The sequence below is a fragment of the Arthrobacter sp. CJ23 genome (genome assembly GCF_024741795.1).
GTDB lineage: Bacteria > Actinomycetota > Actinomycetes > Actinomycetales > Micrococcaceae > Arthrobacter.
This window is the reverse complement of sequence record NZ_CP102950.1, coordinates 580,818-600,339: the sequence shown is the minus strand read 5'-3', so window position 1 is coordinate 600,339 and position 19,522 is coordinate 580,818. Positions and strand designations below refer to the sequence as shown.

Genomic DNA, 19,522 nt, shown 5'->3' with positions numbered 1-19,522 from the left:
TCCGCTGAGCGGCAGCCCCGCCATCGATGCTAACGAGGTCCCAGATGTCAGTGGCCATGCCCCCGCAGACCATCCCGGTGATGACGGATGATCCCTACTCCGACGAGAACCTGCGGAACCCGTACCCCCTGTTCCAGCGGATGCGCGAGGCCGGGCCGGCCGTGTGGCTTGAGAAGTACCAAGTGCTGGCGTTCGCCGGCTTCGAGGAATGCAAGGAGATCCTGGACGACTACCGGACCTTCATTTCCGGCGCCGGCGTGGGGCCCAAGAACCTGCACCGCGAACCCGCCTGGCGCCCCCAGGGCATCCTGGAATCCGACCCTCCCGTGCACGGCCCCATGCGCAACGCCATGGCCTCCGTCATTTCGCCCCGTGGCGTCCGCTCCCTGCGGACCGCCTTCGAGCTCTTTGCCGATGAGCTGGTGGACGCGCTGATCGCGCGGGGAACGTTCGACGGCGTCACGGACCTTGCCGAGCTGTTCCCCATCCGGGTCTTCGGAGACGCCGTCGGGATCCCCCGCGAGGGGCGCGAAGCGAATCTGCTCCCCCACGGCGCCATGAACTTCAGTGCGTTCGGCCCGGACGACGAGCGCTCCAAGGAGTTCTTCGAGAAGGGCGCGGGAACGCACCAGTGGGTCATGAACAACTGCGCGCGCGAGAACCTCTCGCCGGACGGCATGGGGGCGCAGATCTGGGAGTTCGCTGACCGCGGCGAGATCACGGCCGGGCAGGCGGCACTCCTGGTGCGGGCCATGCTTTCCGCAGGCCTGGACACCACGGTGTTTTCCATCGGCAACACGCTCCAGGCCCTGGCGGCCCACCCGGAGCAGTGGGCCGAGCTGCACGCCAACCCCCGCCTGGCGAAGTTCGCCATCGACGAGGCCCTGCGCTACGAATCCCCGTTCCAGTCCTTCTTCCGGACCACGGGTTCGGACACCGTGTTCCGCGGCATCCCGCTGCCCGCAGGCACCAAGGTGCTGCTCTTCATGGGCTCGGCCAACCGGGACGCCCGGCACTGGGGCGAAACCGCGGACCAGTACGTGATCAGCCGGAACGCCGGTGGGCACCTGGCCTTCGGCATGGGCATCCACCAGTGCGTGGGCCAGCCGATCTCCCGCCTCGAGATGGACGTCCTCTTCACGGCGCTGGCCAAGCGGGTCAAGAGCATCGAACCGCTGGGCGAACCCGTGCCGTACCTGCACAACACGCTGCGCGGCTGGCGTTCGCTGCCGCTTCGGATCACTGCCGCGTAGGCAGCGCGTCAGCCCGGACGCTTTAGTGTTGACGCTTAGTTGCTGTGGATTGGCTTGAACGCCCGCAGGGAGGACAGGATACTTTCCGGGTCGAAAGAGGCAGGTGCCCTGATGACCTGGACTGCTGCGCCTTGGATCAGCGACAACACGGTGGTGGCAATGTGCTCGGCGTGCGTTCCGGTTTCCTCCGCCACGTCCCGGCAGCTCGGGAGGAAGGCCTCGGCGTACAGGCCCAGGGCCTTGTCGATGGGGTCGCGGAAGAGCTCGTCGCGCCGGATGAAGTAGTAGGCGAAGAGCAATTCGACGAAGCCCCGCTGCTCGGGAAGTTCCTCAATTTCCATGCGCACCATCTCGTAGAGCCGGTCCCAGGCCGGCAGCGTGGCCAGTTCCGGCTTGTCGGCGGCGTCAAGGGTCCTGCCCAGGATGCTCTCCAGCAAGGCCAGGAGCAGCCCCTCCTTGGAGCCGAAGTGGAAGAACACCAGGCCCGACGACGCGTCGGCGGCCGCGGCGACCCGCCGTGCCGTGACCGCTTCGAGTCCTTCCGTAACTGCCACCGAGGCTGCGGCGGCCAGGAGGCTCTCGCGCCTTTCTTGCTCCGGCACCTTGCGTCCACCCATGGGAGTAGCCTACATTGAACGCCAGGTCATTGACCCGATGCTCAATGAGGAGAACGCCACATGACTAAACAGCTCCCGGCCGGTACCAGGACGCCTGCCATAACAAGCCATCCGGGCAGCTACGCTGGCCTTTCCAGCCTGGTCAGCTGCCAGGACGGACGCCCGCAGCAGTCCTCCTCCTCGCCCTTTGACGGCACACATATCGGCGACGTCCCGCTCTGCACGCCGGAGGACGCAGAACGCGCCGTGGAGGGAGCCCGTGCCGCACAACGGGCCTGGGCGGCCGTGCCCATCGAACGGCGCCGCAGGGTGATCCGCCGCTTCCACGACCTTCTGCACGAACAGCAGGAAGACATCCTTGATATCGTCCAGGCCGAGACGGGCAAGGCGCGGATCAGCGCCTACGAGGAATTCGCGGACGTCGCCCTGACCGCGAGCTACTACGCGCGCACCGCGGCCCGGCACCTCCGCTCGTCGCGGCGCCGGGGCGCGATGCCCCTGCTGACCCGCACCGTTGAACACCAGGTTCCCAAGGGCGTCATCGGGATCATCAGCCCGTGGAACTACCCGCTGACCCTCGCCGTTTCAGACGCGATCCCCGCGCTGCTGGCGGGCAACGGCGTCGTGCTCAAACCGGATTCGCAAACCCCGTTCACGGCCCTGCGTGTCCTCAAGCTAATGCTCGACGCCGGGCTGCCGCCGGCTCTGTTCCAGATTGTCACCGGAACCGGGTCCACACTTGGCCCCGCGCTCATCGGCCGCGTGGACTACCTGATGTTCACCGGTTCCACCCGCACCGGGAAGACGGTGGCGAAGCAGTGCGCAGAGCGGCTGATCGGATTCTCTGCCGAGCTCGGGGGCAAGAACCCGATGCTGGTACTTGCCGATGCAGACGTGGCGCGGACCGCCGAGGGAGCCGTCCAGGCATGCTTCTCCAACGCCGGGCAGCTCTGCGTCAGCATTGAGCGGCTCTATGTCCATGACGACGTCTACGAGCGCTTCATGGACGCGTTCATCAAGCAGGTGGAGCGGATGCGCCTGGGTGCCGGGCGTGACTGGGAAATCGACATGGGCTCGCTCATCAGCCAGCAGCAACTGGATACCGTGGGCGCCCATGTGGAGGACGCGCTGTCCAAGGGGGCGCAGCTCATCACCGGCGGCCACCCGCGCCCCGAGCTGGGGCCCCTGTTCTACGAGCCCACCGTGCTGGGCGGCGTCACGGCAGACATGCTGCTGGCCCGGTCCGAAACCTTTGGCCCCGTGGTTGCGGTCTACCGGGTGCGGGACGACGAGGAAGCCATCGCCCTGGCCAACGACACCGACTTCGGCCTCAACGCCAGCGTGTGGTCCACGCCGGAACACGGGGCGTCCGTGGCCCGGCGGCTCCAGGCCGGAACGGTCAACATCAACGAGGGCTACGCGGCGGCCTGGGCCTCCCATGACGCCCCCATGGGCGGGATGAAGGACTCGGGGGCAGGCCGGCGCCACGGCCGCGAAGGCATCCTCAAGTACACCGAATCCCAGACCGTTGCCCTGCAGCGCCTGATCCCGGTGGGACCGACCCCCGGGCTGAGCCACAAGCGCTACGCCCAGCTGATGACCCGGGCCGTCAAGATCCTGGGCCGCCTTCCATGAAATCGGCGAATCCACACGAATCCACACTGCAAAGGAGCACCTGACATGGCACGAGGAACCCTGCTGAGCGGATCGCACGTCCTCATCACCGGCGGCGGAAACGGCCTCGGCCGGCGCCTGGCGCTTGGCGCCGCACAGCGGGGCGCCCGGGTGACCATCTGGGACCTGTCCGCCGATCGGGGCAACGCGGTCAGCGAGGAAATCCGCCGAGCAGGCGGAGCCGCCCAGGCACACACTGTGAACGTTGCGGACAAGGAAGCCGTGAAAGCCGCGGCCGCGGTGACCGGTCCCGTGGACGTCCTGGTCAACAACGCCGGTGTGGTCAGCGGCCAACGTCTGCTCGAAGGAAACGACGAGGGCATCGAGCGCACCATGAACGTCAACGTGCTCGCCCTGTACTGGGTCACCCGGGTCTTCCTGGGCGACATGGCCCGCCGGGGCAGCGGCACCGTGGTCACCATCGCCAGTGCGGCCGGCATGGTGGGCGTCGCCAAACAGACCGACTACTCCGCGAGCAAGTTCGCCGCCGTCGGCTTCAATGAGTCCCTGCGCGCCGAAATGAGGACCGACAAGACGGGCGTGAACACGCTGGTGGTGTGCCCCTACTACATCGATACGGGGATGTTCGACGGCGTCACCACCCGGTTCCCGCGGCTGCTTCCGATCCTCAAGGAGCAGGAGGTGGCGGTCAAGATCCTGGATGGGATCGAAAGCGGCCGGCAAAGCCTGGTCCTTCCTCCGCTGGTCAACCTCATCCCGCCCGCACGCATGCTGCCCGTCCGCGCCTTCGACCGCGTCATGGACCTCCTGGGCGTCAACCAGACCATGAAGGACTTCACGGGCCGCCCGGGCGACGTGGCCGGAGGGCCCGCGAACGCACCCGCGCCGGAATCCAGGCCGACCCTCTAAATGCTGAGCCGGCTGCCTTCGTCGATCCGGAGGGCTTCGATCCCGGAATCGGAGACGAGCGCGGCGACCAGGGCGGAGCTGCCGGCGATGATGGTCGAGTCGAAGTCGACCTCGGTCACCAGGACCCAGGAGCGGTCCTCGGGCCAGAGAAGGCTCGGGGACTGCGGCCACCACGGATCGTGGTGCCATGGCGCGTCCAGGGCGAAGGTTCCCGGTCCCGCCGCTGCCACCCCTTCAACGAAGGTGGGCTGGCTATAGCCCGCCGAGCTGGTGAGGCCTCCCCAGCCTTCCCAGACGGCAGCCACACCTCGGTCCGGCGTGGCAGTGTGCCGGCACAGCTGCTTCGCGAGCGACGCGAGAACCTCGACGTCCAGGTTTCCCTGCACCGGCGCTGCGTAGCGCCAGCCGGCGGCATCGAGCACTTCGCGGTAGGGGCCGTTTTCGGGACCCGGGAGCTCTTGGTACTGGGCCAGGGGATGCATCGTCGCCCCGAAAGCCCGTGCCACTTCGGCCCAGGAAACAGACTCCTGCTCGATGTCCACGTACACGGGCCGCTCTTGGCCGTGCCAGGAACCGGTGTCCGCGGGCCGGTCCCGGTAGGCGGGATGGAACACCCGGGCATAGGCCTCAAAGCCGTGCGGAACCACCACGTGCATGTCCCGCCACGTGGTGTCGAGGAGCGAACAAAGCCAGCTGCCGACGTCGGCATCGGGAATGGAGTCCATCGCCTCAGCCTAGGGGCAGGGACGCAGCTAAGGGCTTAGGCGAGGGCCTTTTCGAGGGCATCGATGAGCTCTTCGGAGTCAGGCTCGACGGCGGAGGGGAAGCGGGCGATCAGCTCGCCGTCGCGGCTGACAAGGAACTTCTCGAAGTTCCACTTCACCTTGACCGGTTCGTCGTCCGTCTGGGTAAGTTCGGCAAACAGCGGGTGCTGTTCCTTGCCCAGGACGTTGGCCTTGGTGGTCAGCGGGAAGGTCACGCCGAAGTTGCGCTGGCAGAATTCGGCGATCTCGGCGTCCGAACCCTGCTCCTGGCCGCCGAACTGGTTGCAGGGCACGCCCAGGATCTCCAGGCCCTGTCCGCGGTACTTGCCGTAGAGCTCTTCCAGGCCCGCGTACTGGCGGGTGTAACCGCACGCCGAAGCCACGTTGACCACCATCACGGCTTTGCCCTTGAAACGGCCGAAATCCACGTCCGAGCCGTCATTGAGCGTGAGCGGGATGCTGTACAGGCTGGTCATGGGCGCTTCCTTACGACGTCGACGGCGGCAATTGCCGTCATCGAGTCTACGGGGCGAGCGCAGGATGTGACCTTTCGAGACGCCTGGCTACGGGACGGGCGTCACCGTGAGCGTCGCCAGGGGAACGATGCTGCCGTCGGGCGTTTGGACCGCGTCCGGCGATACCAGCACATAGCCCTCCGGGAGCGTAAGCGGAACCAGCACCGGCTCCGCAGGAGCGATCGACGCGGTAATCTCTGGGGCCGTCGTCGGCGCCACGGCAGTGCTCAGCACAGGTTCCGGAACCGGTTCGGGGGCCGGAGGCGCCGGAACCGGCTCCTCGCTCATGGCCAAGGTCCCGCCGCCTGTCGGCGTCTGCGTCTCCGTGGGCGCCACCGGCTCAGTTGGCGTCGGCGCTACGGTTTCCGTCGGAGCTACCGTTTCCGTCGGCGCCAGTGTCTCGGTGGGCGTCTCCGCTGGCGTCGGAGTCGGAGTCCCGGTTTCGGTGGGCGACGGGGTCGGGGTTTCCGTCTCGGTCGGAGTCGGCGTCGGCGTTGGTGTTTCCGTCGGCGTGGGCGTTGGTGTGGGGGTCGGCGTCGCCGTCCCGGGACTCGTCGGAGTCGGCGTCGGCGTCGGCGTCGGCGTCGGCGTCGGCGTCGGCGTCGGAGCCACGGGCTCCTCGTGCTCGCCGGCCACCACCGGGTGCGACTGGGTTGCGCCCACCGGCACGGCCCACGACGGTGCGGACGCTACGCCTGTCCCGACGCCCGGCTGGTAGTTGACCATCGCAATCGCGGCCAGGGCGTCAAGCTGGCGGGTGGACAGCAGCGTCCAGTTGGCGGGGTCCTTGTAGACGCCGTTGACGATCGTCTCAAAGTGGAGGTGGCAGCCGGTGGACCAGCCGGTGGTCCCCACCTGGGCGATGACCTCACCCACCCGGACCGATTGGCCCTTCGTGACGCCGATCGCCTGGAGGTGGTTGTAGGTGGTGACCAGGCCGTTCCCGTGCTCAATCTCAACACGGTTGCCGCCGCCCCAGGGATGCCAGCCCACGGCCCGCACCACGCCGGCGTCGGCGGCATAGACCCTGGTACCGCAGGGCGCGGCAAAGTCCCGCCCCCAGTGGAATTCGCCGGCATGGCCGGTAAACGGATCGATGCGGTAGCCGAAGGGCGAACTCGGGTTCAGGGTCTCCAGGGGCGAGTAGAGGCTTCCCAAGGGAGGCCGCTGCAGGCCTGCGGCCGCGACGGTGAGCCGTGCCGTGCCGTCCTGGCCGATGGTCTGCACGGCTGCCCGGTCGAACTGGACCATGGCGTGCTCGGACACGGGCACGGGAGCGCCTGTCGCGGTTTCGGTGCCGACGGCGCGCCACTGGTCCGGCGCGGTCGCATGGATCAGGGCGGCGTCCAGCTGCCTGGGCTCCACAACGCCCTGGACGGGCACGGCCTGTGAAGTATTTGGATCAAAGGTGGGTGCCTGGAAGCCGAAGGCGAAAAGGCCAAGCACCGTCAACGTGCCTGCAGCGCAAATCCGCCGAAAGCACACCGAATGCCACAGCGCCAGTATTTGTCCCGTGTCATGGTGCTTTCCCACAGCAACTCCCAAGTCAGCGGCGCCAAACCCCAGCATGGCGAGCAAGCTCCATTGTGGCCGAGTTCAGGGGGAAAGGGAAGGCCTCGCGGGGCGGCGGGGAAGCCGTCGATCTCAGGCGAGGTTTTCCTTCAGCAGCGCCCGGTGCTCGACGGCGGCATCGGCATGCAGGGCGCGGCCGGCCTCGGTGAGTTCGAGGAACAGTGAGCGGCGGTCGTCCTCGCAAGCATGCCGGGATACCAATCCGGCCTTTTCGAGGCGGTCCACCACCTTGGACACGGCACTCTGCGTCATGGGGGTCCGCTCGCCCAGGGCCTTCATGCGGCAGGCGGCATCCACGCTCTCGGCAACGAGGTCCAGGATTTCGAATTCGTTCAGGCCGACGCCGAACTTGGCTTCGAGGGCGCGGTCAATCGCAGCCGCAGTGCGGAAATACGAGTTCTGGATGCCGCGCCATTGCTCAACCAACTGGCGGTCCTGCGTTGTTGCCATGCCCCGATTCTAGTTCATGACGCATTTAAAATCCACGTCATAATATTCCTTGTCATTCAATGACGCGTCATATACATTGTTGCCATGACTTCTCCGAGCACCCTCGCAAGACCCGCCGAACGGCTCCACACGGCAGTCCGCTGGACGCGCGCCCAGTGGATGCTGCTGATGGTCGTCTGCACCGTCCTGGCCCTCGACGGGCTGGACGTCTCCATGGTGGGCGTGGCCCTGCCTTCCATTGGCCACGAACTCCACCTCGGAACCGATTCGCTGCAGTGGATCGTCTCCGCCTACGTCCTGGGCTACGGAAGCCTCCTGCTCCTGGGCGGCCGCCTCGCGGACCTGCTGGGCCGCCGTCGGATCTTCCTCATTGCCCTGACGGTCTTCGCGGCGGCCTCCCTGGTGGGCGGCCTCGTGGATGATCCGGCCATCCTGATCGCCACCCGCTTCGTGAAGGGCCTGGCAGCGGCCTTCACGGCACCCACCGGTTTCTCCATCATCACCACCAACTTCGCCGAGGGCCGCGAGCGCAACAAGGCCCTCTCCATCTTCACCACCTTCGGCGCCAGCGGATTCTCCCTGGGCCTGGTGGTCGGCGGCCTCATGACCAGCTTCAGCTGGCGCTGGACGTTCCTGGTGTCCGTGCCGATCGCCGTGATCACGGTAATCCTGGGCAGCAGGTTCATCCCCCGCGACAAGCCGTCCGCACAGGACAGCGGGCACGACATCTGTGGCGCCGTGACGCTGGCACTGGGCATGCTCGGCCTCGTCTACACGCTGGTTTCCGCGCCGGAAAAGGGCTGGGGATCTGTGGCAACAATCGCCGGATTCGCCATCTCCGCCGCCGTGCTGGCCGCGTTCGCCGTCATCGAGAACCGTGTCAAGCACCCCCTGATCCGCTTCGGCATCCTGCGGGAAGGCTGGGTGGCCCGGGCCAACCTGAGCGCCGTCGGCCTGTTCGGTTCCTACCTGAGCTTCCAGTTCATCGTGACCATGTACCTGCAGTCGGTGCTGGGCTGGTCGCCGCTGGGGATGGCGCTGGCCCTGCTGCCGGCGGGGCTGATCGTCGCTTCGAGCGCCCCGTTCGCGGACCGGCTGATCGAGAAGTTCGGCGCCACCCGGCTCATCCTCACCGGGCTGGTCTCGCTGGGGCTGGGCTACGTGTGGTTCCTGCGGGTAGGCACCACGCCCAACTACGTCCTGGACATCCTGCCGTCCATGATCCTGCTGGGCATTGGCTTCGCGCTGGCCTTCCCGTCCATCAACGTCCAGGCCACCGCAGGCATCCGCGATTCCGAGCAGGGCCTGGCCGCCGGCCTCATCCAGACCAGCACGCAGGTGGGTGCCGCGCTGGTCCTGGCCGTCACCACGGCCATCGTCAGCGGTTCCGGACAGGAAGCCGGAACGGCCAGCGCCGCCGCGATGCTCGACATGTACCGTCCGGGGCTCATCCTGAGCGCCGCCGTCGCGATCGCCGCGCTGCTCGTCGCGGCGTCACCGGCCCGACGCCGGGCAGTCGCCGCCGTCGGGACCGGCCCCGCCGCTTAGCCGGACTCGCGGGAATCGTCCGGGCTCGCTGTGTGCACACAGCGGGCCCGGACCTTTTCCGCGAGCGGGGCCCGCCCAGATAGCTGCGCCAACGGCGGGTGCTGCGCAAGAATGGGTGCCATGAGGAACTACCTCAAGGAAGTCCAGGGAGAGATCAGGCGGACGTTCACCGGGCAGCCGGATTCGACGCCCGAGTGGGTGCCGCGCCTGGCGGACGGGAACGACGCCGGATATCACCTTCCGGGGTCCGCCGTGTGGGCGGTGCACGGCTCGATGTCCACCATCGTGGCGGGCATCCGTGTGCTGCTCATGCAGTCCCTGCATCCCGGGGCGCTGGCCGGCGTGTACGACCATTCGGGCTTCAAGGAGGATCCACTCGGCCGGCTGGCGAGCACCATCCGCTGGATCTTCACGGTCACGTACGGTTCCACCGAGGCCGCCCAGGCGGCCACGCACCGCGTTCGGAAGATCCACGAGTATGTGCAAGGCAGCTACGTGGACGCGCACGGATCCACCCGCCGGTACGCGGCCAACGATCCGGAGCTCCTGTCCTGGGTCCATGTGGCCTACGCCGATTCGTTCCTCGCGGCCAACCGGATTTGGGGCCGCCCCGTTCCCGGCGGACCCGACGCCTACGTGCGCGAATGGGCGCAGGCCGGCCGGCTCATGGGCATCGAGTCTCCCCCGCTCACAGAAGCCGCGGTGCGCGCTGACCTCGACCGTTGGTATTGTTCCGGCGATTTGCTCGCGGACGAACGCCTGGCCGAAACCGTGGCCTTCATCCACCACCCGCCCCTGCACCCCACACTCAAGCCCGGGTACCGCATCCTGTTCGCGGCCGCCGTCGCGAGCCTCGAACCGAAATACCGTGAGCTGCTGGGCCTGCAGCTGGCCCGGATCGGGCCGGTCCCCTTCCCGGCGAGGTCCGCGGCGCGGGCGACCCTCGGCGTCGTGCGCCTTGCGCTGGGTCCGGTCAGCTCCAGCGAACTGGCCGCCCGGGAGCGGCTCCGGCGGCTGGGGTTTGAAGCGTAACCGCTAAACACAGCAGCCGGGCAGGGCGGTTGGTGACCGTCCTGCCCGGCTGCCGCGGGGCTGCGAACCCTGGCGTTCCTCAGGGTCAGATCAGCGCGTCCGAGAGGTGGTTCGGGGTGCCGAAGCGGTGTGCCGTGATGCTGACGGCCTGCTCGCGCAGGAACGGCAGCAACTCGATGCGCCCGGCCGGAGTGACCGTGCCGTGGTAGATCGCGACGTCGGGGCGGCCACCCAGGGCGGCGCTCAGCGCGCTGCTGTCCCCGCCGATCAGGCGGATCCGGCCGGCGTCGAACGCTGACGCACGGGCCAGCCACGCGGCGTCGTCCTCGATCCGGACGCTGACGCCCAGGCTCGCGAACACGGAGACCAGAGCGTCCGGGAGCCCGGCGGCGGAGGACACCTTGAGTGCCGATCCCGCCACTGCGCCGGCAGCCACCACGCGGAGCAGCTCAGAGAGTCGCTCGCCTTCGGAGAGGCGGACGGTGACGGGCACCGGACGGTAGCGGAACACGTTGCGCTCGGCGGTCAGCGCCGAAACATCCTTGCGGGTGCCGAACTCGGCATCCCAGGCGGCGGCGTCGCTGAAAAGGGCCTGCTGCAGGGCTGTTGCTTCCGTCGCGGAGACGGCGTCGCCGGCAGACTTCGCTGCGGCGAGGAGCCGTGCCGCGGCGCCCTGGAGCACGGTGCCGCGCTGGGCCTTCGGCTCGGCGGGAAGCCAGCTGCCCAGGCCGATCAGGTAGTTGGGTCCGCCGGCCTTGGTGCCCGCGCCGACGGCCGACTTCTTCCAGCCGCCGAACGGCTGGCGCTGCACGATCGCGCCGGTGATGCCCCGGTTGACGTACAGGTTGCCGGCCTGGATCGTGTCCAGCCAGACGCCCATTTCAGCCGAGTCGAGGGAGTGCAGGCCCGCGGTGAGGCCGTATTCGATCTCATTCTGGATGGCGATGGCCTCCTCCAGGGTGGCCGCCGTCATGACGCCCAGGACCGGGCCGAAGAACTCGGTCAGGTGGAAGTAGGAGCCGCGCTTGACGCCGGAGCGGATGCCCGGGGACCAGAGCTGTCCGCTCTCGTCGAGGCGCTCAGGCTTGACCGCCCAGCTTTCGCCGTCGCCCAGGGTGGTCAGGGCGTTGAGGAGCTTGCCCTTGGCCGGCTCGATGATGGGGCCCATCTGGGTGGTGGCCTGCGCTGGGTAGCCCACGGTGAGCGAGCGGGCGGCATCCACCAGCTGGTTGCGGAAACGGTCCGAGGTGGCCACGGAGCCCACCAGGATCACCAACGACGCCGCGGAGCACTTCTGCCCGGCGTGCCCGAACGCGGAGTGCACCACGTCCTTGGCGGCGAGGTCCAGGTCGGCACTCGGGGTGACGATGATGGCGTTCTTGCCGGACGTTTCCGCAAGAAGAGGCAGGTCCTGGCGGAAGGAGCGGAACAGCTCGGCCGTCTCGTAGCCGCCGGTCAGGATGACGCGGTCAACGCTGGGGTGCGAGACCAGCCGGGTGCCCAGTTCGCGCTCTTCGAGCTGGACGAGCGCCAGCACCTCGCGCGGCACGCCCGCTTCCCAGAGGGCGTCCACCATGACGGAACCGGAACGGCGGGCCTGCTTGGCAGGCTTGATCACGACGGCGGAGCCGGCGGCGAGCGCTGCCAGCGTGGAGCCCGCCGGGATCGCCACCGGGAAGTTCCACGGCGGGGTCACCACGGTGAGCTTGGCGGGGACGAAGGTGGCGCCGTCGACGCTTTCCAGGTCCTTGGCGCGCTCGGCGTAGTAGTGCGCGAAGTCGATGGCCTCGCTGACCTCGGGGTCGCCCTGGTCGATCGTCTTGCCGGTCTCGGAGGCCATGACCTCGAGGAGCTCGGCACGGCGGGCTTCCAGGATGTCGCCGGCGCGGTGCAGGATGGCTGCGCGCTGGGCGGCCGGGAGCGCGCCCCACTTTTCGGCTGCCTCCACGGCGCTGGCGATGATGCGGTCCAGTTCCTGTGCGTCGCTGACATTGGTGGACTCGACGATCGCGTTGCCGGCCGTGGAGCCCGGGATGCGGTCCAGGATGGCACGGCCCCAGGCGCGGTTGGCCGGGAGTGCGGGGTCGGTGTCCGGGGTGTTGCGGAAGCCCTCCAGCGGGGCAGGCTCGGCCGGAAGGCGGCGGTCCTGGATGCGGTTGGGCGCCGGGACTTCGTCATCCAACTCCGCGAGGGAGGCAAGGAAGCGCTGCTTCTCGCGTTCGAAGAGCGCCTCGTTTTCGCTCAGTTCGAACACCGCGGACATGAAGTTGTCCTGGCTGGCGCCCTCTTCGAGGCGGCGGATCAGGTAGGCGATGGCGACGTCGAATTCGCCCGGGTGCACCACCGGCGTGTAGAGGAGGAGGCTGCCGACGTCCTTGCGGACGGCCGTGGCCTGGCCGGTGGCCATTCCGAGGAGCATCTCGAACTCGATGCCTGCCGTTACGCCGCGTTCCTTGGCGAGCAGCCAGGCGAAGGCGACGTCGAAGAGGTTGTGCCCGGCCACGCCGATCCGGACGTTCCTGATCCGGTCCGGGTGCAGCGAGTAGTTGATGACGCGCTTGTAGTTGGTGTCAGAGTCCTGCTTGGTGCCCCAGGTGGCGAGCGGCCAGTCGTGCAGGGAGGCTTCCACCTGCTCCATGGGCAGGTTGGCGCCCTTGACCACGCGGACCTTGATGGGCGCTCCGCCGCCTGCGCGGCGGGCCGAGGCCCATTCCTGCAGCTCCTGCATCGCGGACAGGGCGTCCGGCAAGTAGGCCTGGAGCACGATGCCGGCCTCGAGGTTCTTGAACTCCGGCATGTCCAGGATCCGCTTGAACACGGCGATGGTCATGCCAAGGTCCTTGTATTCCTCCATGTCCAGGTTGATGAACTTGGGCTTGGGGAAGGACGCGGCCAGGCGGTAGAGCGGGGTGAGCTTCTCCACGATGTGGTCCACGGCCTCGTCGAAGGCCCACGGGGAGTGCGGGGCCACGGTGGAGGATTCCTTGATGGAGACGTAGTCCACGTCGTCCCGGGCCAGGAGCTTGAGGGTGCCCTCGAGGCGGCGCTGCGCCTCGTGCTCGCCCAGGACTGCCTCGCCGAGCAGGTTGACGTTCAGGTGCACGCCGTCCTGGCGGATCCTGGAAATGGCCGGGCCCAGCTTGGCGTCGGTGGCGTCCACGATCAGGTGGCCCACCATCTCGCGCAGCACGCGGCGGGCGATCGGGATGACGATCTGCGGCAGGACCGGGGCCATGACACCGCCCAGCCGGACGGCTCCGCGCATGTACCAGGGAAGGAACGCCGGAACCTTCGGGGCCAGGCGGGCAAGGTTGCGGCCAGCGACGGACAGGTCCTCGGGCCGGATGACGCCGTCGACGAATCCGACGGTGAAGTCCAGGCCGCTGGGGTCCTTCAGGACACCGGCAAGGCGCTGGGCGGAGACGTCCACGGGGATCTTGCTGGCCTCGGTGAGCCAGTGGCGGACCAGGGCAGTGGCCTCGTGGGCCAGTTCCTGGTGCCCGGAGTCCTGGGTGCTGTTGATGGTGGCATCCCGGGTGGAGCTGTTCATGGGTGTCGTTCCTTCTGGGGCGATGAGGTGCTTCGTTTCCACCAGTATGGATCTACAATCACGTTAGGAAAAGCGACCTTTTCCGAAGAATATTGCTTACTTTTTCCGATGTTTTGGAGGCTGCCATGCTGGACGTCCGCAGACTGCGTTTGCTGCATGAATTGAAGATCCGGGGCACCCTCGCCGAGGTGGCCGCCGCGATGCAGTACAGCCCGTCGTCGGTCTCCCAGCAGCTGACCCTTTTGGAGAAGGAAGCCGGGGTTGAGCTGCTCCGGAAGACCGGCCGGCGGGTGCAGCTGACACCGCAGGCGGAGATCCTGGTGTCCCACACCGCTTCGCTGCTGGAAATCCTGGAACGGGCCGAGACGGACCTTGCCGCCTCGCTGTCCACCGTGAACGGCACCGTGCGGCTGGCGGTGTTCCAGTCGGCGGCGCTGGCCCTGCTGCCGGACTTCCTCACGATCATGAGCGGGGAGTTCCCCGAGGTCCGTGTCGAGATGATCCAGCGTGAACCCGAGACTGCCCTGTACGAGACGTGGGCGCGGGACTTCGACCTGGTGGTGGCCGAGCAGTACCCCGGCCACGCCGCGCCGCACCACCCCGGCCTGGACCGGGCTGTACTGACGAGCGATGCCCTCCGCCTGGCCACTCCCCCGCTGGGGCTCGGCGGGGAGGCGGTGTCCTCTCTGGCCGATACCGCTTCCATGGCGTGGGTCATGGAGCCGCGGGGCGCCGCCTCCCGGCACTGGGCCGAGCAGGCTTGCCGCTCCGCCGGATTCGAGCCGGACGTCCGTTACGAAACCGCCGACCTTCAGGCCCAGATCCGCCTCATCGAATCCGGGAACGCCGTGGCCCTCATGCCGGACCTGGTATGGACCGGCCGGACCCGCCCCGTGCAGCTGCTCGAGCTTCCCGGGCTCCCGAAGCGGACCGTGTTCACCTCGACGCGCACGGCCGGCCGCATCCACCCGGCCATCCTGGCCTGCCGGGAAGTGCTGGAAAGGGTTGCTGCGGCGCAGGGGTAGGCGTTTGGCGGGCGCCCAAGGCCCGCACCGCCGTCGGGCGCTGGCCGTCGGGCGCTGGCTTCCGGATACGCAAAAGGCCCCGGTCCTGGGACCGGGGCCAACCGCGGAGAATGGGGGATTTGAACCCCCGAGGGCGTTAACCCAACACGCGTTCCAGGCGTGCGCCATAGGCCGCTAGGCGAATTCTCCTTGCTTCTGAATCAAAAGCAGGTTCCACTGTACCTGACATTTTCCGCATCACCCAATCGGGCGTCCAGGCGTCCACAGCGGGCGCGGCGACGAGCAGATTCGTTAACGAAAAAATGGACGCCCCCAATGCGCCCATTCCTGCGGTACCACCATTGAGCTGCCGGGTCCGGCCCAGGCACCCAGGCCCCACAGCTCACAATCAGGAGATTGCCCCAATCGGTGTACATACCCCATGTTCCGCCCTGTTCTGCGGATATGCAATGGAACGGCGCGACAAAAGTATCCGACGACGTTCCGGCGGACCGTCCCGATCGCACGGAGGCGGGGCGGCCGCGCCCAAGGCACGGCCGCCCCGCCCACTCGAAAATGCCTGCTCAGCCTCCGGTGTACCGGAAGATGTAGAGCCCGTGGTCGCGGTCGCTCGCAGCAACATATTCGATGCCGTCCTTCTCGAATACCTGGACACCCCAGAAGTTGTTTCCGCCCTCATCGATGAAACGGCCGGTCTCAACCAGCTTGCCGTCCACGATCTTGGTCACGCGGAATCCTCCGGAATAGTAGGAGAAGTACGCCAGGTCATTCCGTTGGTGCGACGTGGCCACCTCATGCACAGAGAGATCGCCAAAGCCCGTCGCAAAGGCCGGGTCGTGCGCCTCGGGGATGGCATAGGTGTCCAGTTCGGCCATCTTGCCCGCCGAGTTATCGAAGAGGTGCACATAGCCCCAGCCGTCAAAGATCGCATGGAGCGTGACGACGTCGCCGATGTCTCCCAGGCTCACGCCTGGAATCTCGCTGGCCGCGCCGGCCAGGCAGGCCGCGTTGTCATAGGAGGCCTCTTTGTCGAAGAACCCGAATCCCGTCTTGCGGTCCACCGAGAACGCGGGAGTGTTGCCGGCTATGGTCATTCCGAACAGGCCGCAGCCGTCGGAGCCTTCACGGTTGACCACCACCATGCCCTCATAGCCCAGTGCCGCGTCCACGCTTGCAGCTTTCTCTGTGAACGTGCAGAGGCCCCGGGTGACGATTGCGATCTGCTGGCCGCTCGCCGTAGTCGGAGCAGGTGGAACAGCAGCATCACCGATACATGCACGACCCACGTAGACTGCGTCGCCAGTCAGCGACTGGCCGCCAGGCAATTGCGGGGTGTCACTGCCTTGCGAGGCCTGATAGGGAGCCGCGGTGTCGTCTGTGAACCCCTCTGCCGAGTTGGGTGAGAAGTCCTCGTCGGCTCCAATCACGTACCTGTTGTCCAGCGTGAACTCGGCTTCGTGACCGTTGCCTTCGGGCTTCTCCGACAGTCCGGTCGACTCCAGGAGCTCCGGGTCCGGGTTGGTGAAGTCCGTGTCGCCGAGGTAGACGGGGTTATGCACGTCGGTCATGTCGACGGCCACGTAGCCGGCGTCCCAGTAGGACAGGAGCATGACCTGCCTGCCGCCGATCTCCTTGACGACAATGTCATGCAGGAACACCTCGGTCAGATTTGATGGCGCGCTCTGCAGGATCTGCGGGAACGTCTGGTCGAGGTCATATTCGGCCGTGAGGAAGGCCTTCTTCGGGTCGGTGATGTCCATGATGTCGACGTCGGAGCCCTCTTCGTTGTCCACGATGACCGCATAGGCCTTGTCGCCGGCATCCCACGCGAAAACGCTGTGGATCTCGTTGGCCGCCTTCTTGCCCTGACCGGCGACCGTGGAGTCCCCGACGCCCTCGGCCAGCGGCGTGGGGTGCTCAGGGTTGGTCACGTCATAGAGGTTCATGCCGCCGAATCCTGCCTTGGGCTTGCACTTCTCGTTATTGCTGACCAGCAGATCGCCGGTAAAGGACGGCGTGTCCACATGCAGGGCTTGGATTCCCTCGCCCGGGTAGCTGCCTTCCTTGGACTGAATGAAGGCAACCTCCTTCGGCTTTGCGGGGTCCTTGATGTTGACCACGTGTATACCGTTGTACGTACAGTCGACGACACCCCACGCGGCGAGGTAGGCGTAGTTGTTGAAGACGCCGACATCGGCGATCTTCTCCGGGACGGCGTTCTTCAATTTCAGTTTGGAGATGAGGTCCACGTTGGATTGGGTTGCCGGCAAGTGACCGGCCGTGGTGCCGTGCTGATGGGTGTCGCGGGCGCCATCCTCAACCGACACCGCGCCATTGTCACTGGGATGCGCCGCGGCAAAGGGTGTTGCTGCGATGATTAGTCCGGCGACCGACAGCAGCACCACCGCCCCGCGCTTAACAGATAACTTAGCCATGACACTCCTTGGTCTGGGTCCAATTGGTGTTCCGGGCGAACATGAAAAACTCTATTCTTCGTCTCACACATTGGAATGACTTGATATTTTCATTCAAATATGCATTTGAGGAATGCCGGTCCCGCTCCAGCCGAGAATGGCAGGATGGATCCATGACCCAGCTGCATGCCTTGGTGGTGTACGTCCCGGAGTCCCACGCGGAGGCGGTTCTGGGTGCCATCGGCGACGCCGGAGCGGGCCGGATCGGCGACTATTCGCACTGCTCATTTACCTCGCCGGGCACCGGCCGCTTCACTCCCCTGCCCGGCGCACGGCCGTACATCGGGGCCGTGGGGCAGGGCGAGCAGGTGCCGGAAATCCGGGTTGAGTGCGTGGTTGAGGAGGACGTGCTCGACGGCGTGGTGCAGGCCCTGCGCGCCACGCACCCTTATGAGGAGCCGGCGTTCATGAGCTGGCCGGTAAACGGGTGGCGGCCTTTCCCGCCAGGTCCGCCGGAGAGCTAGGATCACTGCGTGGACGATAGGCAAATACCACTTGACTCTGCGGGATCGTTGGACGGAGCAGACGAAGAAGGCCTCGCCGCGAAAATCATCCTTGACCGCATGAAGGTCCTGGAGTCGCTCTGCGACCGGCGAGTGAACGTTGGCCGCGTCGAGAACGGTTCGGCTCTTCACCTGTTGGATGACCGGTTCAGTTCGTCACGCAGCGTAAGCCATCTGCTGAAGCAGTCGCTCGTGGCCGCGATGGACAATCTGCTGGCGCTTCGGCGCCTCCTCTTCATCGAGGCGCCCGACGGCAGAATCTATTTCCGAAGGCAGACCCATGCGCCGTATGCCCTGGTGCGCACCATCATTGAGTGCACGGCGACGGTATTGTGGGCGCTTTTGCCGGAGAGCCCTGGCGAACGTGCGAGGCGGGGCCTGGTGCTCGTATCCCGGGAGGTGTTCAACGGTGCCGCGTTCTGGGACGCCTACCTTGGTGAATTCCACCCGGAGCGACATGCTGGCGCGACGGAATACTTTGACGGCCTCCGCCGGGCGCTGAATTCATCAGCGGAGGCCTTGCGGCTGCCCCCGATGTTCCGCCAGAAAGCCGACGGCAGCTGGGGATATGCAACCAAGAACCGCACGGAGACGGCGATTCTCAAGGAGCTGCGTTCCAGCAGCGGGCTGCCTCCTGGGCTGATCCATGCCTGGCAGTTCTGCAGCGGCTACTCGCATGGGCTGGAGTGGACGTCAGCCGAAGGAAGCGGTTACGAGGACGCGAGCGGCCCCGCCGGAGATGATGCGTTTCAGGGCGGAGGAATGGAACAGCTTCGGCGCATGTGCGACGTGGCGTTCGATCTGATACCCCAGGCGTGGGAAATTTTCGACCTGCGCCGACGCACCGGGCCGTTGACGTAGCTTCGGGAGCTGTCCTTGGACTGAACGGGAGACGGACTTTGAAAGTGAGGATTGATGGGTACCTGCGCCTGAGGGTACAGCTGGCCACAGACATGAAGGCCCAAGGAATCACGACGCTGGAGCGGAACTTCGGGCTTGAAGACGCGCCGCATTATCTGCTGTAGCGCTGGCATGCCCTGACCTGCCCTCGCGGGAACCGGCCACTGACGGGTGACGGTAGTTAGACGAGAGCGGGCATGCGGCCCGCTGCCAACTGGCCGTTGACTATGGCGATTTCATCGGCTGTCAGAAGCCGCGCACCTTCGTCGACCTGATGCTTCGATGAAATCGCCCACTCTACTATGTCCGACCAGCACCAAAGGGTTGCCCCTGCCTGGACTGCCGGCTCGGGGAACGGGAAATCGGCCTGCCGCTTGCCCAAAACCCAGTGCGCCACGGCCTGCCGGGTGGCACCCAGGCGCTCAGCGATTTCACTTCGGGTGACGTAGTCGGGATCGAGCGCAGTGACGGTGGCACCAAGGTCGCGCAGCGCTGCAAGTGCATAGTGGGCGGCATCCGCACCGCTGATAGCATCCTGCAGGAGCGTCACGTACGGGACGCCCGCAAAGAGGGCAATGGCGCCACCGAGTTGCCCCACGATGTGGTCTTCCACATCCTCAGGGAGTTCCCCCAATCGGAAGCGGAGTTCGAACGGCGCGTTGTTCGTCATGGTTCAACTTTAGATCCGAGTGTTGACAACTGACAACAACTTCTACCAACTTGGTATCTAACAATTACCAACATCTATCGTCGCGACCGCAGCAACTCGTGTTGG

16 protein-coding genes and 1 tRNA gene are annotated in these 19,522 nt (G+C 66.7%); 8 read left to right on the top strand and 9 right to left on the bottom strand.

Going from position 1 to position 19,522, the window contains the following annotated elements; translation table 11 throughout:
• Positions 1-80: 80 nt before the first annotated feature.
• Positions 81-1,253, top strand: a complete 1,173-nt coding sequence (locus NVV90_RS02690) for a cytochrome P450 (RefSeq protein WP_258439657.1) — start codon at positions 81-83, stop codon at positions 1,251-1,253.
• Between the two features lie 35 nt (positions 1,254-1,288).
• Here the strand turns inward: NVV90_RS02690 and NVV90_RS02685 are convergent, their stop codons facing one another.
• A complete protein-coding gene (locus NVV90_RS02685; RefSeq protein WP_258439656.1) occupies positions 1,289-1,870 on the bottom strand; it encodes a TetR/AcrR family transcriptional regulator in 582 nt (193 codons plus the stop codon).
• Positions 1,871-1,930: 60 nt separating this feature from the next.
• Between NVV90_RS02685 and NVV90_RS02680 the strand changes: the two genes are divergently transcribed.
• Positions 1,931-3,505: a succinic semialdehyde dehydrogenase gene (locus NVV90_RS02680; RefSeq protein ID WP_258439655.1), complete on the top strand. Its 1,575-nt coding sequence runs from the start codon at positions 1,931-1,933 to the stop codon at positions 3,503-3,505.
• Positions 3,506-3,550: 45 nt separating this feature from the next.
• Positions 3,551-4,414: an SDR family NAD(P)-dependent oxidoreductase gene (locus NVV90_RS02675; protein ID WP_258439654.1), complete on the top strand. Its 864-nt coding sequence runs from the start codon at positions 3,551-3,553 to the stop codon at positions 4,412-4,414.
• Here NVV90_RS02675 and NVV90_RS02670 read toward each other — a convergent pair.
• The 4 genes from NVV90_RS02670 to NVV90_RS02655 all read right to left on the bottom strand — a co-directional run bounded on the left by NVV90_RS02670 (position 4,411) and on the right by NVV90_RS02655 (position 7,715).
• Positions 4,411-5,139 (bottom strand): hypothetical protein, encoded by a 729-nt coding sequence (locus NVV90_RS02670; protein ID WP_258439653.1) that lies wholly within the window; start codon positions 5,137-5,139, stop codon positions 4,411-4,413. The two genes, NVV90_RS02675 and NVV90_RS02670, sit on opposite strands and share 4 nt — an antisense overlap.
• 35 nt (positions 5,140-5,174) lie before the next feature.
• The gene (locus NVV90_RS02665; RefSeq protein WP_258439652.1) at positions 5,175-5,654 is read right to left on the bottom strand and encodes a glutathione peroxidase; all 480 of its coding nucleotides are present in this window, start codon (positions 5,652-5,654) and stop codon (positions 5,175-5,177) included.
• Positions 5,655-5,741: 87 nt separating this feature from the next.
• Complete coding sequence (locus NVV90_RS02660) at positions 5,742-7,139, bottom strand: M23 family metallopeptidase (RefSeq protein WP_258439651.1); 1,398 nt, start codon at positions 7,137-7,139, stop codon at positions 5,742-5,744.
• A 198-nt stretch (positions 7,140-7,337) separates the two neighbouring features.
• A complete protein-coding gene (locus tag NVV90_RS02655; RefSeq protein WP_258439650.1) occupies positions 7,338-7,715 on the bottom strand; it encodes a MarR family winged helix-turn-helix transcriptional regulator in 378 nt (125 codons plus the stop codon).
• 84 nt (positions 7,716-7,799) lie between these two features.
• Between NVV90_RS02655 and NVV90_RS02650 the strand changes: the two genes are divergently transcribed.
• Both NVV90_RS02650 and NVV90_RS02645 read left to right on the top strand, forming a co-directional pair.
• Entirely contained in the window at positions 7,800-9,263 is a 1,464-nt protein-coding gene (locus NVV90_RS02650; RefSeq protein WP_258439649.1) for an MFS transporter, read from the top strand.
• Positions 9,264-9,383: 120 nt separating this feature from the next.
• The gene (locus NVV90_RS02645; protein WP_258439648.1) at positions 9,384-10,295 is read left to right on the top strand and encodes an oxygenase MpaB family protein; all 912 of its coding nucleotides are present in this window, start codon (positions 9,384-9,386) and stop codon (positions 10,293-10,295) included.
• An 85-nt stretch (positions 10,296-10,380) separates the two neighbouring features.
• Here the strand turns inward: NVV90_RS02645 and NVV90_RS02640 are convergent, their stop codons facing one another.
• Positions 10,381-13,845 (bottom strand): proline dehydrogenase family protein, encoded by a 3,465-nt coding sequence (locus NVV90_RS02640; RefSeq protein ID WP_258439647.1) that lies wholly within the window; start codon positions 13,843-13,845, stop codon positions 10,381-10,383.
• 125 nt (positions 13,846-13,970) lie between these two features.
• On the opposite strand from NVV90_RS02640, the gene NVV90_RS02635 reads away from it, so the two are divergent.
• Entirely contained in the window at positions 13,971-14,870 is a 900-nt protein-coding gene (locus tag NVV90_RS02635) for a LysR family transcriptional regulator (RefSeq protein ID WP_258439646.1), read from the top strand.
• Positions 14,871-14,974: 104 nt separating this feature from the next.
• On the opposite strand, the gene NVV90_RS02630 is transcribed toward NVV90_RS02635, so the two are convergent.
• Positions 14,975-15,059, bottom strand: a tRNA-Ser gene (locus NVV90_RS02630).
• Positions 15,060-15,433: 374 nt separating this feature from the next.
• Positions 15,434-17,305 (bottom strand): PA domain-containing protein, encoded by a 1,872-nt coding sequence (locus NVV90_RS02625; RefSeq protein WP_258439645.1) that lies wholly within the window; start codon positions 17,303-17,305, stop codon positions 15,434-15,436.
• A gap of 152 nt (positions 17,306-17,457) precedes the next feature.
• Between NVV90_RS02625 and NVV90_RS02620 the strand changes: the two genes are divergently transcribed.
• Complete coding sequence (locus NVV90_RS02620; protein WP_258439644.1) at positions 17,458-17,808, top strand: hypothetical protein; 351 nt, start codon at positions 17,458-17,460, stop codon at positions 17,806-17,808.
• Between the two features lie 9 nt (positions 17,809-17,817).
• Positions 17,818-18,708, top strand: a complete 891-nt coding sequence (locus NVV90_RS02615; protein WP_258439643.1) for a hypothetical protein — start codon at positions 17,818-17,820, stop codon at positions 18,706-18,708.
• A gap of 220 nt (positions 18,709-18,928) precedes the next feature.
• Here the strand turns inward: NVV90_RS02615 and NVV90_RS02610 are convergent, their stop codons facing one another.
• On the bottom strand, positions 18,929-19,417 hold the full coding sequence (locus NVV90_RS02610; RefSeq protein WP_258439642.1) for a hypothetical protein: 489 nt from the start codon (positions 19,415-19,417) through the stop codon (positions 18,929-18,931).
• Positions 19,418-19,522: the final 105 nt, after the last annotated feature.

Bases quoted from the DNA above. Each gene is read 5' to 3' on its own strand.
- NVV90_RS02675 (WP_258439654.1), top strand. From the start codon at position 3,551: ATGGCACGAGGAACCCTGCTGAGCGGATCGCACGTCCTCATCACCGGC.
- NVV90_RS02640 (WP_258439647.1), bottom strand. From the start codon at position 13,845: ATGAACAGCTCCACCCGGGATGCCACCATCAACAGCACCCAGGACTCC.
- NVV90_RS02655 (WP_258439650.1), bottom strand. From the start codon at position 7,715: ATGGCAACAACGCAGGACCGCCAGTTGGTTGAGCAATGGCGCGGCATC.
- NVV90_RS02685 (WP_258439656.1), bottom strand. From the start codon at position 1,870: ATGGGTGGACGCAAGGTGCCGGAGCAAGAAAGGCGCGAGAGCCTCCTG.
- NVV90_RS02620 (WP_258439644.1), top strand. From the start codon at position 17,458: ATGACCCAGCTGCATGCCTTGGTGGTGTACGTCCCGGAGTCCCACGCG.
- NVV90_RS02635 (WP_258439646.1), top strand. From the start codon at position 13,971: ATGCTGGACGTCCGCAGACTGCGTTTGCTGCATGAATTGAAGATCCGG.
- NVV90_RS02625 (WP_258439645.1), bottom strand. From the start codon at position 17,305: ATGGCTAAGTTATCTGTTAAGCGCGGGGCGGTGGTGCTGCTGTCGGTC.
- NVV90_RS02680 (WP_258439655.1), top strand. From the start codon at position 1,931: ATGACTAAACAGCTCCCGGCCGGTACCAGGACGCCTGCCATAACAAGC.
- NVV90_RS02670 (WP_258439653.1), bottom strand. From the start codon at position 5,139: ATGGACTCCATTCCCGATGCCGACGTCGGCAGCTGGCTTTGTTCGCTC.
- NVV90_RS02650 (WP_258439649.1), top strand. From the start codon at position 7,800: ATGACTTCTCCGAGCACCCTCGCAAGACCCGCCGAACGGCTCCACACG.
- NVV90_RS02690 (WP_258439657.1), top strand. From the start codon at position 81: ATGACGGATGATCCCTACTCCGACGAGAACCTGCGGAACCCGTACCCC.
- NVV90_RS02665 (WP_258439652.1), bottom strand. From the start codon at position 5,654: ATGACCAGCCTGTACAGCATCCCGCTCACGCTCAATGACGGCTCGGAC.
- NVV90_RS02645 (WP_258439648.1), top strand. From the start codon at position 9,384: ATGAGGAACTACCTCAAGGAAGTCCAGGGAGAGATCAGGCGGACGTTC.
- NVV90_RS02610 (WP_258439642.1), bottom strand. From the start codon at position 19,417: ATGACGAACAACGCGCCGTTCGAACTCCGCTTCCGATTGGGGGAACTC.